Source organism: Pigmentiphaga litoralis (assembly GCF_014651835.1).
GTDB classification, from domain to species: Bacteria; Pseudomonadota; Gammaproteobacteria; order Burkholderiales; family Burkholderiaceae_B; genus Pigmentiphaga; species Pigmentiphaga litoralis.
In genome coordinates this window covers 3,128,291-3,140,034 of sequence record NZ_BMXQ01000001.1, presented here as the reverse complement: position 1 = coordinate 3,140,034, position 11,744 = coordinate 3,128,291, and the positions used below count along the sequence as shown (strand labels likewise).

At 62.5% G+C, this 11,744-nt stretch carries 11 protein-coding genes and 1 tRNA gene; 7 read left to right on the top strand and 5 right to left on the bottom strand.

Features of this window, described 5'->3' with window-relative positions; all coding sequences use genetic code 11:
• Positions 1 to 100 precede the first annotated feature (100 nt).
• The gene (locus IE116_RS14250; RefSeq protein WP_189613431.1) at positions 101 to 1,279 is read right to left on the bottom strand and encodes a trypsin-like peptidase domain-containing protein; all 1,179 of its coding nucleotides are present in this window, start codon (positions 1,277 to 1,279) and stop codon (positions 101 to 103) included.
• A 108-nt stretch (positions 1,280 to 1,387) separates the two neighbouring features.
• Here IE116_RS14250 and IE116_RS14245 point away from each other — a divergent pair, with 108 nt between their 5' ends.
• A complete protein-coding gene (locus IE116_RS14245; protein ID WP_229828461.1) occupies positions 1,388 to 2,152 on the top strand; it encodes a Nif3-like dinuclear metal center hexameric protein in 765 nt (254 codons plus the stop codon).
• Between the two features lie 75 nt (positions 2,153 to 2,227).
• Here IE116_RS14245 and mscL read toward each other — a convergent pair whose 3' ends face one another.
• Positions 2,228 to 2,677 (bottom strand): large conductance mechanosensitive channel protein MscL, encoded by a 450-nt coding sequence (gene mscL / locus IE116_RS14240; RefSeq protein ID WP_189613429.1) that lies wholly within the window; start codon positions 2,675 to 2,677, stop codon positions 2,228 to 2,230.
• A gap of 513 nt (positions 2,678 to 3,190) precedes the next feature.
• Between mscL and petA the strand changes: the two genes are divergently transcribed.
• From petA to IE116_RS14210, 6 genes are all read left to right on the top strand, one after another.
• Positions 3,191 to 3,799, top strand: coding sequence for a ubiquinol-cytochrome c reductase iron-sulfur subunit (gene petA, locus IE116_RS14235; RefSeq protein ID WP_189613427.1), 609 nt, complete (start codon positions 3,191 to 3,193; stop codon positions 3,797 to 3,799).
• 147 nt (positions 3,800 to 3,946) lie between these two features.
• Positions 3,947 to 5,332, top strand: coding sequence for a cytochrome b (locus IE116_RS14230; RefSeq protein ID WP_189613425.1), 1,386 nt, complete (start codon positions 3,947 to 3,949; stop codon positions 5,330 to 5,332).
• Positions 5,333 to 5,392: 60 nt separating this feature from the next.
• The gene (locus IE116_RS14225) at positions 5,393 to 6,229 is read left to right on the top strand and encodes a cytochrome c1 (RefSeq protein WP_189613424.1); all 837 of its coding nucleotides are present in this window, start codon (positions 5,393 to 5,395) and stop codon (positions 6,227 to 6,229) included.
• A gap of 90 nt (positions 6,230 to 6,319) precedes the next feature.
• Complete coding sequence (locus tag IE116_RS14220) at positions 6,320 to 6,931, top strand: glutathione S-transferase N-terminal domain-containing protein (RefSeq protein WP_179583902.1); 612 nt, start codon at positions 6,320 to 6,322, stop codon at positions 6,929 to 6,931.
• 31 nt (positions 6,932 to 6,962) lie between these two features.
• Positions 6,963 to 7,499: a ClpXP protease specificity-enhancing factor gene (locus tag IE116_RS14215; RefSeq protein ID WP_189613422.1), complete on the top strand. Its 537-nt coding sequence runs from the start codon at positions 6,963 to 6,965 to the stop codon at positions 7,497 to 7,499.
• 51 nt (positions 7,500 to 7,550) lie between these two features.
• Positions 7,551 to 7,626, top strand: a tRNA-Thr gene (locus tag IE116_RS14210).
• 622 nt (positions 7,627 to 8,248) lie between these two features.
• Here the strand turns inward: IE116_RS14210 and IE116_RS14205 are convergent.
• Genes IE116_RS14205 through IE116_RS14195 form a run of 3 tightly spaced genes read right to left on the bottom strand, consistent with a single transcriptional unit; the run spans position 8,249 to position 11,719 of the window.
• Positions 8,249 to 8,698, bottom strand: a complete 450-nt coding sequence (locus IE116_RS14205) for a Csu type fimbrial protein (RefSeq protein WP_189613419.1) — start codon at positions 8,696 to 8,698, stop codon at positions 8,249 to 8,251.
• The gene (locus IE116_RS14200) at positions 8,695 to 11,049 is read right to left on the bottom strand and encodes a fimbria/pilus outer membrane usher protein (protein ID WP_189613417.1); all 2,355 of its coding nucleotides are present in this window, start codon (positions 11,047 to 11,049) and stop codon (positions 8,695 to 8,697) included. Before IE116_RS14200 ends, IE116_RS14205 begins: the two co-directional genes overlap by 4 nt.
• On the bottom strand, positions 11,033 to 11,719 hold the full coding sequence (locus IE116_RS14195) for a fimbrial biogenesis chaperone (RefSeq protein ID WP_189613415.1): 687 nt from the start codon (positions 11,717 to 11,719) through the stop codon (positions 11,033 to 11,035). The genes IE116_RS14200 and IE116_RS14195 overlap by 17 nt, the downstream gene beginning before the upstream one ends.
• Between the last annotated feature and the right edge of the window lie 25 nt (positions 11,720 to 11,744).

Below are 11,744 nucleotides of genomic sequence, written 5' to 3'. Positions count from 1 at the left end.
AGACGCAAAAAAACGCCAGGCTGTGTCCAGCACTGGCGTTTTTTATTTGCGGTTGCAATGGGCAGGGGACACGCCCGCAACCCGTCCGCCCGCCTGCCTATCAAGGCGTCTGGGGTTCCCGGCGTGGCTGCGGCCGTGTGGCCACGGTCACCACGGAATCAAATTCCTGTCCGCCCCGCACCAGCTTGATCTTGACCTTGGTGCCCGGCGCCAGCGCGGCAATCGCGTTCAGCATGGTGGTCGTGTCGGTGATGCCCTTGTCGTCCACGGACACCACGATATCGCCGGTGCGGATGCCGGCCTTGGCTGCCGGGCCGCCGCGCACGACGCCCGCGATGATCACGCCTTCGCGGCGCGACAGCTTGAAGGCATCGGCCAGCTCGCTTGTCAGGTCTTGTGGTTCCACGCCGATATAGCCGCGCGTGACCGACCCGGACGTGATCAGCTGTTCCATGACCTGCCGCGCCGTGCTCACCGGAATGGCAAAGCCGATTCCCAGCGAGCCGCCCGACCGCGAATAGATCGCCGTGTTGATTCCCACCAGGTTGCCGCTGGCGTCGATCAGCGCACCGCCCGAGTTGCCCGGGTTGATGGCGGCGTCGGTCTGGATGAAGTTTTCAAAGGTGTTGATACCCAGGTGCGTACGGCCCAGCGCCGACACGATCCCCATCGTGGTCGTCTGCCCGACGCCGAAGGGGTTGCCGATGGCCAGCACCACATCCCCCACCGACAGGTCTTCGGCGCGGCCGAAAGTCACGGCGGGCAGGGTGGGCAGGGTCAGCTTCAGCACGGCCAGGTCGGTTTCGGGATCGGCGCCGACCAGCATGGCCTTGCCCTTGCGGCCATCGGCCAGGGCGACTTCGATCTCGTCGGCCGCTTCGATCACGTGATTGTTGGTCAGTACATAGCCTTCGGGGCTGACGATGACGCCCGAGCCCAGGCTGGATGTCTGTTGCCGGCGCGGATTGAACTCGTCGCCAAAGAAGCGCCGAAACACCGGATCATCGGCAAAGGGGTGCGTGTTCGACTGCGGCGCGTCCTTGCTGGTGAAGATGTTGACCACGGCAGGCGCGGCCTTGCGCGTCGCCAGCGCGTACGACGACGTTGCGGCCGCCGCCGGTGCGGTGGCGGGGGGCGCCGCTTCGAAGAAGGGAACCACCATGGCGCCGTTGGGGCCGCCGCTGCGCGGCAGCCATTCGGGGCGCAATGTCGCCACGATGAATAAAATGGCCAGACAGACAGTCGTGGTCTGGGCGAATATCAGCCATAGTCGGCGCATGTAAACACTTCTGGACGTAGGAGATTGACAATGATGGCAGGCGAACCACTGCAAACGCAAACCGGATTGCCCTTGCCGAACCACCCGGGTCCGGAGGAGCGGGGCAGCGTGCGCACCGAAGATCTGGTGTCATGGCTGGCCGCCGAGCTGCAGTCGGACCGGTTCCGCGACTACTGTCCGAACGGGCTCCAGGTCGAAGGACGCCCCGTGATCCGCCATATTATCGCCGGGGTGACGGCTTCCGAGGCAATTATTCGTCATGCGATTTCGGTCGGGGCCGATACGCTGCTGGTCCATCACGGCTGGTTCTGGAAGAACGAAGACCCGCGCGTGCGCGGCATCCGCCGCACCCGGCTGGCGTTGGCACTGGGGCACGACCTGAATCTGCTGGCCTACCACCTGCCGCTGGATGCGCATCCGGTGCTGGGCAACAACGCCCAGCTGGCCCGCGTGCTGGGCATCACTCCCAACCGGGTCGATGGCAAGCCGGAGCAGACGGGCAGCGATGGCCTGATCTGGATCGGCCAGGCCGAGGGCATCCGCACCGTGGGCGCCCTGGGCGACCGGATAGCCCAGCGCCTGCAGCGTCCGCCGCTGGTCGTGGGAGATCCGAACCAGCCGGTGTCACGCATCGCGTGGTGCACCGGCGCCGCCCAGGGCATGCTGCAGGACGCGATCGACGCGGGCGCCGATGCCTACATTACCGGCGAAGTGTCCGAACCCACCGTGCACCTGGCGCGGGAATCCCGCGTGGGGTTTGTTGCCGCCGGGCACCACGCCACCGAACGGTACGGCGTGCAGGCGCTGGGTGAGGCCATTGCCGCACGGTTCGGGGTGCGCGTGGATTTCGTCGACATCAACAATCCGGTGTGACGACCGGGCTGCGGGGTGGCTACGGTGCGGCTGCGGGGCGGGCCAGGATGGCCCGGGTGCCCCGGCAGGGCCTTGTCAGCTCAGGCGCTGGCGCGTCAGCGCATCGCGGATTTCGCGCAGCAGCACCACGTCTTCAGGCGTGGCCGCTGGCGCCGCATGCTCTTCGCGTTCGAAGCGTGCCTTGGCGCGGTTCATCAGCTTGATCATCCAGAAGATCACGAATGCCAGCAGGATGAAGTTGATCAGGATGGTGACGAAGTTGCCCCAGCCCAGCACGGTCGCGCCCGCTTTCGTCAGCGCGTCGTAGTTCATCGGCCCGCTGTAGTCTGCCGGCAACCGCAGGATCAGGAATTTGTTGCTGAAGTCGACCGATCCCCCCAGGATCAGGTTGACCAGCGGCATGATGATGTCCTTGACCAGCGAATCGACGATCTTGCTGAACGCCGCCCCAATGATCACGCCGACCGCCAGATCGACCACATTGCCGCGCATGGCGAACGCGCGGAACTCCTTCATGATGCTCATACCTGCCCCTTTCCCCGGTTGTGAACCTGCTGTCGCGCCAAGTATCAACTGCCTTTCACACAATGCGCAACCGTTTCCTCAACATCTGGGGAACTTTCACCATAAGCTGTAGAACACCGCAGTCATTACGGTATAATCGAAGGTTAAGAAGTCCCTGTAAGGTCGTTGACTCAGCCCGTTGCCTGAACCTTGTTGCAAGCGGCGCTCAACCACTGCACGGCACGAGACAGAATAGCTACAAAAAACGCACGCAAGAACATACGCAAGACCGCACGCAAAAACACGCTTAACAGAACACCGCACTAGCACCATCGCAATGAGTCATTGCCCGGTTTGCATGATTGCAGGCGGGCAATGGAAAGCACAACAGCGCATGACACGCGCGCATGCGGGTGACGGGTGACTGACGGAGACGGTTGTACCGGACAGTGTCCCAGCCTGGGCGTGCAGGAATGCACGAATCTAGTACTGCGGGCGGTAAATGCCGCGGGTTAAGGATCTGAGGGTCGTTCAATGAGTCAGGACAATGTGATGGATGCCGAACGCCGCTTCTGGGTTGGCACCACCTGTGCCGTCGGTGGCGCCGCTGCAGTCGGTGTCGCCGTCCCCTTCGTCAGCACGTTCGCGCCGTCCGAGCGCGCCAAAGCTGCCGGCGCGCCGGTCGAGGTCGACGTCGGCGACCTGAAGCCGGGCGAAATGCGCACGGTTGAATGGCGCGGCAAGCCGGTCTGGATCGTGCGCCGCACGCCGGAACAGCTGGCCTCGCTCAAAACGACCGACCCGCTGGTGGCCGACCCCAAGTCCGAACGCAATCCAGCCGAAATCACGCCTGAATACGCCCGGAACGAATACCGGTCCATCAAGCCGGAATATCTGGTTGCGGTCGGCATCTGTCCGCACCTGGGTTGCTCGCCCTCCACACGCTTTGCCGAAGGCCCGCAGCCCAGCCTGCCGGCCGACTGGAAGGGCGGCTTCCTGTGCCCCTGCCACGGTTCCACGTTTGACATGGCCGGCCGGGTATACAAGAACAAGCCATCGCCAGACAACCTGACGATTCCCCCCTACGAGTTCCTGTCCGATTCCCGCATCATCGTGGGTGTCGATGCCAAGACCAAAGCCTGACGCTGTTCCTCGGGTTGTTCGATACGGCGCGGGTCCGCCCGCGTTACTGAAACAGTACACACACGTTAGTGAATGCCGGATCCCGTCAGGTGCGCCATGTGCGCAGCAGGGGTCCGGTAAACCGCCGAGCAAAAGGAGCAGCACGTCATGGCTGGCGAGAAGAATGTCGAAACAACAGGCATCGTAGGTTGGGTCGACGCCCGCTTTCCGCTCACCTCGACCTGGAAAGCGCACCTGTCCGAGTACTACGCACCGAAGAACTTCAACTTCTGGTATTTCTTCGGTTCGCTGGCGCTGCTGGTCCTGGTGATCCAGATCGTGACCGGGATTTTCCTGGTCATGCACTACAAGCCCGATGCGGAACGCGCGTTCCAGTCGGTCGAATACATCATGCGCGAAGTGCCGTGGGGCTGGCTCGTCCGCTACATGCATTCCACCGGCGCATCCATGTTCTTTGTCGTGGTGTACCTGCACATGCTGCGCGGCCTGTTCTACGGGTCGTACCGCAAGCCGCGCGAACTGGTCTGGGTATTCGGCGTCGCGATCTTCCTCTGTCTGATGGCCGAGGCCTTCATGGGCTACCTGCTGCCCTGGGGCCAGATGTCGTATTGGGGCGCCCAGGTGATCGTGAACCTGTTCGCCGCGATTCCCTTCATCGGCCCTGACCTTGCCCTGCTGATCCGCGGCGACTACGTCGTGTCCGACGCGACCCTGAACCGCTTCTTCTCGTTCCACGTCATTGCCGTGCCGCTGGTGCTGCTGGGCCTGGTCGTGGCGCACATCGTTGCGCTCCACGAAGTGGGTTCGAACAACCCCGACGGCATCGACATCAAGAAGCACAAGGACGAAAACGGCATTCCGCTCGACGGCATCCCGTTCCATCCCTACTACTCGGTGCATGACCTGTTCGGCGTTGGCGTCTTCCTGATGATCTTCAGCGCGATCGTGTTCTTCGCGCCGGAAATGGGCGGCTACTTCCTCGAGTACAACAACTTCATCCCGGCCGATGCGCTCAAGACGCCGCCGCACATTGCCCCGGTCTGGTACTTCACGCCGTTCTATTCCATGCTGCGTGCCGTCACGTCCGACTTCGCCATGGTGCTGACCGTCCTGGCCGTGCTGGCCGCCGCGGCGATCTTCGTCAAGGGCCGCTTCAACTTCAAGCTGAAGCTGGCGATCACGGTGGTGTTGCTGGTCCTGGCCGTCCTGCTGCAGGTGTTCGACGCCAAGTTCTTCGGCGTGGTGATGATGGGCGGCGCGGTTGTGATCCTGTTCTTCCTGCCGTGGCTGGACCACTCGCCGGTGCGCTCGATCCGCTACCGTCCGGGCTGGCACAAGGCGCTGTACGCCGTGTTCATGATCAACTTCCTGATCCTGGGCTATCTCGGCACGCAAGCACCAAACGACGTCTTCAACCTCATGTCGCAGATCGGTACCTTGATCTACCTGGCGTTCTTCCTGCTCATGCCGATCTGGAGCCGCCTGGGTACATTCAAACCGGTACCTGACCGCGTGACGTTTGCCGCCCACTGAAGATTTCGACCGGGTCCGGGCGCCAACGCCCCGGACCGGCATGCCATTACGGATATCAAGATGAAGAAGCTTCTCGGTGCCCTGATCCTGATGCTGACCTGCTCGGGGGCCTATGCCGCTGAAGGCGGGTTCCCACTGGATACCGCGCCTTTCCGCAGCAACGACCTGTCGGCTTTGCAGAACGGCGCGAAACTGTTCGTGAACAACTGTCTGAACTGTCATTCCGCGTCGTCCATGCGCTATAACCGCCTGCGCGACATCGGCCTGACCGACGAGCAGATTGCCAAGAACCTGCTGTTCACAGGCGAAAAGGTCGGCGACCTGATGACAGTCGCCATGACGCCAAAAGACGCCAAGACCTGGTTCGGCGCCGCGCCGCCCGACCTGTCGGTGATCGCCCGCGCCAAGTCGGTCAACGCCGGCCCCAGCGGTTCCGACTACATCTATACGTACCTGCGCACTTTCTACCGCGACCAGGCCCAGGCCACCGGCTGGAACAACCTGGTCTTCCCCAGCGTGGCCATGCCGCATGTGCTGTGGCAGGAACAGGGTCCGCACACGGTCACCACCGTGGCCATGCACGCCGCCGAAGGCGAGCACGGCTGGGAGCGCATCACCACCGTCCATGACGAGAATGGCGTTCCGACCGTGACTCGGGAGCCCGTCCCGAACTATCATGGGCACGAAAGTTCGGTCAGCCGTATCGTTCCGAAGAACCCGGTCCAGGCCGCGGCCTTCGACAATCAGGTGGCCGACCTGGTCGCCTTCATGACCTGGATGTCCGAACCCGCGGCCCAGCAGCGCACCCGCCTTGGCGTCTGGGTTCTGCTCTTCCTTGCCGTGTTCACGATCATCGCCTGGCGACTGAACTCGGTGTACTGGAAAGACATCAAGTAGCATTTCAGGCTACATTTCCGGGGCCAGCGTCCGCAATGCGGCCGCTGGCCTTTCACGCTTCTATCTTTAACATCTCACGGGGACCCTGCCATGATGGTGCTTTACTCCGGAACCACGTGTCCGTTTTCCCAGCGCTGCCGCTTTGTGCTGTTCGAAAAAGGCATGGATTTCGAGATCCGCGACGTCGATCTCTACAACAAGCCTGAAGACATCTCTGTGATGAATCCGTATGGCCAGGTGCCGATCCTGGTCGAACGCGACCTGGTGCTTTACGAATCCAACATCATCAACGAGTACATCGACGAGCGTTTTCCGCATCCGCAGCTAATGCCCGCCGACCCCGTCATGCGCGCCCGCGCGCGTCTGTTCCTGTTCAATTTCGAAAAGGAACTGTTCGTGCACGTGACCACGCTGGAATCGCGTGAGTCCAAGAGCGACGAAAAGGCGCTGGACCAGGCTCGCCTGCAGATCCGCGACCGTCTGGCGCAACTGGCGCCCATGTTCCTGAAGAACAAGTTCATGCTGGGCGACGAATTCTCGATGCTCGACGTGGCCATCGCGCCCCTGCTGTGGCGCCTGGACCATTACGGCATTGAACTGCCGAAGAACGCGGCGCCGCTGCAGAAGTACGCCGAGCGGATTTTCTCGCGCCCGGCCTACATCGAAGCGTTGACGCCGTCCGAGAAGGTGATGCGCCGTTGATTCGGCACGTCCAGATAGCTGGCAGACACGTATGAGCGAAACCTCCACCAAGCCTTATCTCATCCGCGCGCTGCACGAGTGGTGTACCGATAACGGCTACACCCCGTTCCTTGCGGTCACGGTCGACGAACGTGTCACCGTGCCGCGAGAGCACGTCAAGGATGGCGAGATCGTGCTGAACGTCGGCCGTCTTGCGACCAGCAAGCTCGATCTCGGCAACGAGTACATCGAATTCCAGGCGCGCTTCGGCGGCGTCGCACGCCAGATCTCGGTGCCGGTTGACGCCGTCACCGCCATCTATGCGCGCGAAACCGGCCATGGCATGGCCTTCGAAGCCACACCGCCCGCCGCCAAGCGGCCGGTCGGGCTGGCTGGCGCGGTGGATGACGACAGCACATCCAACGCAGCCGACGGCGAGGCATCGTCCGACCATGGCGCCCGTCCGGCTCTGGCGGCCGTGCCCGCGCTGGACGACGACGCAACGGGTTCGGAGTCCGACGACGACACCGATCCGCCATCGCCGCCCACACCGGACAAGGGTCGTCCACGCCTGACGGTAATTAAATAAGGCGTCTGCTCCAGAGGTCCGCATTTTCGTGGCTATAATGCTGACCTTGTTGCCGGCTTAGCTCAGTTGGTAGAGCAGCGCACTTGTAATGCGAAGGTCATGGGTTCGACTCCTATAGCCGGCACCATCCAGAATCATTGATGTACGACGAAGGGCCAGTCCATTGGACTGGCCCTTCGTTCGTCTGGGCAGTAATAGCGCAAGACTTGCATGCTGACGCAAGCGCTTGCCTGACGATACGCATGCGTCTTCAACCGCTTCCCCTTCGGCGAGCGCCCTGGTCGCTGGCCTTTCATTGCATGCGGCCGGCTTCTGGACAAAGCGCCATTTGCGTTCAGCAGTACGGACGACACTGCACGACGTACAGCTAGGCATTGACGATTAGGCGGTCCGCCAGAGCTTCCGACAACATATGGTGCGGGTTCGCTCGAAGGCATCGACGAGACTGGCGCGCTCGCGATACTTTTGAGCAGCGACGTACGCGATCGGCCAGCGCCCTTTACGGGGCTAAAGTTGTAGCAGACGAGTTGATTCCCGAATGAGCGTAAGTCCAGCAACAGAGCGAATGCGTGCACGAGCACAAGCCACCATTGATTGCTGGCACCACTTCCTATGGCGGGGTTGTCGTTGCTGCTCTGCTTCGATGAAGCACTTTCACGCCGCCTTGCGTAAGATTGCACGAGCGTTGTAGTGGTACTGCCCCAAGCGCAATGGCTTGGTTGGCTCTGCGGCTTTGAAACGGGTTGGTCTTAGTAAGTGACAGTCACGATCAACGTGTCTGCATAGCTGCCGGCGTGCACATTCTGCCGAGCGGGAATTCGACCGTACACCGGAAACGTTACAGCGGTTCCCGAGCCGCTGACGCTTGCGCTTCCCCCGCTGCCGTCCCCCCAGACGACGGTGCGCGTGGCTTCGGTATAGAGGTTGTAGTTCAGCCGGTATGCCCCAAAGACCATCGCGCGGTCCAAGCTGCTGCTCGCGCCTGCATTGAGAGCAATCATGTAGCTGGTCACTACGTCGCAGGTAATTTGCACGCTGCCGTTGCTGTCCAGGGGTACTGCGCTAAACGGGTCATAGGCGCCAAAGGCTATGCTGGAGGCAGACGCTGTGCACTGCGCCGCATCACTGGGTGCGCCAGCGCCGAGCAACCCTACCAAGACCGCGGTACCGTGCAACCAGCGGCAGGTGATGCGTTTCATCGATTGACCCCGTGGCAGAAGAAAGTGCCAAGGTGCGGCAGCGGATCGGTTGTCTCAGGAAAAACCACCTTGATCGTGCAGCGTTGCTGAAGCCAGCTGACTTCCATCGTGTTTTCCCTGGAAAGTTGGGTCAGATAGATTTCGCCCTGCTGTGCCGCTGGGAATTCCTGCTCGTTTCCGGCCAACCGGGCGACGGCGCCGGAAGGAAGCGGGCCGCCGTCGTCGAGCAGTACCGTCACCAGGCCACCGCGCGAGCGGCGAACCGGAAACTGGGCCAGGACACCGCTTCGATAAGTCGGCACGACATCGAATGCCAAGGTGTCGACCGTGGCATCGAGCGGCAGGTCTGCCTGCTCGATGCGGATTGAATTGGCTTGATAGGGAAGCAGTCTCGGCACCATGGCTGCCCCGCTGGAATTAGTGCGACCGACTAACTGATTGGCGGCATAGACGCGCACGTCGGAATAGCCGGGAACCTTCACTACAGAAAAACTCTCGCGGATAGTCCGGCTTGCAAACGCATCAGTGCCAATCATCGCAAAGCCGCCGGCCATACCGGCGCGGTAAGCCATGTCACCACCATAGGTCGAGGCGCCGACCTCGTAGGTTCCATAGTCGCTTTGCATCATGACTGCGCCTTCTGTGCGTGCGACGTCTCCGCCGGCCGTCATCAACCGGTACCCGACGCCACTTCCTACCGGAAGGTTACGCTGCACCTGGGCCTGCACATTCCGGTTGTCGCCTCGGGTGTTGGTACTTGCGCTGGCGCTCATGCTCGTCCTGGCATCCAGGGCGCGGCTGAATGTCAACCCGACCCGAGTCTGGTCCCCACGAAGCTCACGCTGCACAGCGAGCGACAGGTACCCGACGCGGCCGATGGCAAGACCCCAGCTCGCGCTGACGAGTTGAACACCGCTGCGCTCGCGAAAATCCTGCTGGATATAGTTCAGTGCAACCGCCCCGTAGTTCGGGGTGGCGTAGCTGGCAAAGGCTTGTGCAAGCTTCTTGGGCACGCTCGGATCGGTCGGCAGGCCCAGTGCGGTGTAATTGCCGCTGGTCATTGTGACGCTGCCTCCAAAACTCAGCTGTCGGGTCTGGCGTTGAAACCCGGCCGAGGCGAGCCCACCCACTCCTTGGCGACCCCGACTGGTCGCGAGGGAGGCCGTGAACACCCCTGCCGATGGCCACAGCCAGGCGGCGCCAACTCCTGCCGCCTGGCGGTCTTGCGTCACTTCCCCGTGCAACTCGCCCGTCAGGGTGTCACTCAAGCCTCGGCGCTCGGTGCCGACTGCTGCAAGTCGCCCGTAGTCCGCACTCAAGGTTCCGTAGTTCGAGCGAATCGCTCCGATTTCATAAGAAAAGTCACGCAGTCCCTGCCGCAGCAACTGAGTGCTGGCATAGAACGGCGTCACCAGGGTCTGTTGGCGGCCCAGCAGGTCCCTCACCACGACCCGCGCCTCACCCATGCCTGTCAAGGCAGGTAACTGGGGAATGCTGAAGGGGCCTGCCAGCACATCGCGGCGCATGCGCAGTGCATCGTTGACATAGATGTCCACCGTAGAGGGCAGTGCCGCTTCGCCGGCAAAGCCGGGCATCGGGAAGGTGATAAATCCTGGCCGCGTCGTGAAATTGGTGGCGTACTGGATGCCACCAATGCGCACAGGCCGCCCCCAACTGCCCGCTTGGCTGATCGTGTCGCCAATGCGCCACGTAGCCGCCTCGCCGGGACGATCCAGCGTCCAGGTCGTGTTCAGGCGCGTGAAGTTGTTGCCCGTACGTCCGTCTATGTCGCTGGTCACGCCACTGCGCGCTACGGCGGTGGCCGCCAGGGATCCCCAGGGACTGAAAGCCACCGCTTCGAACAACCCCCCGTAAAACGTCTGGTGGTTGATCGACTGCGTCGACAGGTCGTAGTTGAAAAACCCGCCTACTGGCGGCGGTGGTGCCGTGCGCGCGGCATCCACTGACATGACGGTCGGAAGGAAGTTGCTTGCCACCGTGTCGATGGCGAGTGTTTGCGTGTCCGGCTCGATACGCCACCGGACGCCGGCAATCGCGTCGAGTGATAGAAAGCTGTCACCCTCGTGCGTGACGGTGGTGCCCTGGGGCAGCACAAAGCGCCAGCGCAGCAGATCTGACGTCCGGGCCATCACCCGTCCGTCCGGCTCCTGCAACAAGAGCGTAACGGGCATCATCTCACCATTGACACGCACTGCCAGAAAGCTCTCTGCAAGGCGTGCTGCGTCGGGTGCCGGAGCACCAGCCAGCGACAGGTGCGAAAGCAGTGCGGCGAACAGCCCGGAAAAGTACGCGACCTGCGGCCGGCTTCGCGGGCTAGGGCACAACGACATCGGCGCCTGCAACCCCACGCTCAGTGGTCGCAGAGAGCCGCAACTGGGTACCGGACACAGGGATGCCATTGCCGTGGACTGGCCACTGGCGCTCTTGACCCGCGTGCACATCGTCTGCGATGGCCTGCCCGGACACAGGAGCGCCGTCGCTTGTTGACAGCGAAATGGACTGGATGCGGTCGTGCAACGCGCTGTGGTTCCGGGCAGCTATTACAAGCTTTCCGTCGGGCCTTTTAATAAGTTGCCACTGCAAGGCTTGCGCACTCGGCGCCGCTGGCGTCACGAAAATCGGTACGCCGAGCCGCAGGGCAACGCGCATGCCGACAAAGTCCGGCGGTGGTGGGGGCGGGACTTCGACAAGATAAAGACGGTAGGTCAGCTCGATGCGGGGGTCAGGCGCGCGGCGCAGACCGAGCCGCACAATCTGCGTGCCGTGCGGTGGCAGCGTGAAGATGGGAGGCGTGGCGATCAGGTCGCGGGTGGGTTCGTAACGATCGACACCGTCCTGCTGCGTCCAACTGGTCGGCTCCAGTTGTATCAGCGCAGGCGCGTCACTGCTGTTGCGAATCACCAGTGCGACGATGGGCGCGCTGGCTGTCAGCGTCAGGCGGACTGGATCCACTGAGAAGGATCCAGCCACCGCCGTGCCACTCACGTACAGGGCCGCCATTACAGCACCCCACATTAAGGCACGC

What these genes read in the sequence shown, in the direction of transcription:
- IE116_RS14225 (WP_189613424.1), top strand. Translation starts at nt 5,393, where the DNA reads ATGAAGAAGCTTCTCGGTGCCCTGATCCTGATGCTGACCTGCTCGGGG.
- IE116_RS14205 (WP_189613419.1), bottom strand. Translation starts at nt 8,698, where the DNA reads ATGAAACGCATCACCTGCCGCTGGTTGCACGGTACCGCGGTCTTGGTA.
- IE116_RS14250 (WP_189613431.1), bottom strand. Translation starts at nt 1,279, where the DNA reads ATGCGCCGACTATGGCTGATATTCGCCCAGACCACGACTGTCTGTCTG.
- IE116_RS14215 (WP_189613422.1), top strand. Translation starts at nt 6,963, where the DNA reads ATGAGCGAAACCTCCACCAAGCCTTATCTCATCCGCGCGCTGCACGAG.
- mscL (WP_189613429.1), bottom strand. Translation starts at nt 2,677, where the DNA reads ATGAGCATCATGAAGGAGTTCCGCGCGTTCGCCATGCGCGGCAATGTG.
- IE116_RS14220 (WP_179583902.1), top strand. Translation starts at nt 6,320, where the DNA reads ATGATGGTGCTTTACTCCGGAACCACGTGTCCGTTTTCCCAGCGCTGC.
- IE116_RS14195 (WP_189613415.1), bottom strand. Translation starts at nt 11,719, where the DNA reads ATGGCGGCCCTGTACGTGAGTGGCACGGCGGTGGCTGGATCCTTCTCA.
- IE116_RS14230 (WP_189613425.1), top strand. Translation starts at nt 3,947, where the DNA reads ATGGCTGGCGAGAAGAATGTCGAAACAACAGGCATCGTAGGTTGGGTC.
- IE116_RS14200 (WP_189613417.1), bottom strand. Translation starts at nt 11,049, where the DNA reads ATGTCGTTGTGCCCTAGCCCGCGAAGCCGGCCGCAGGTCGCGTACTTT.
- petA (WP_189613427.1), top strand. Translation starts at nt 3,191, where the DNA reads ATGAGTCAGGACAATGTGATGGATGCCGAACGCCGCTTCTGGGTTGGC.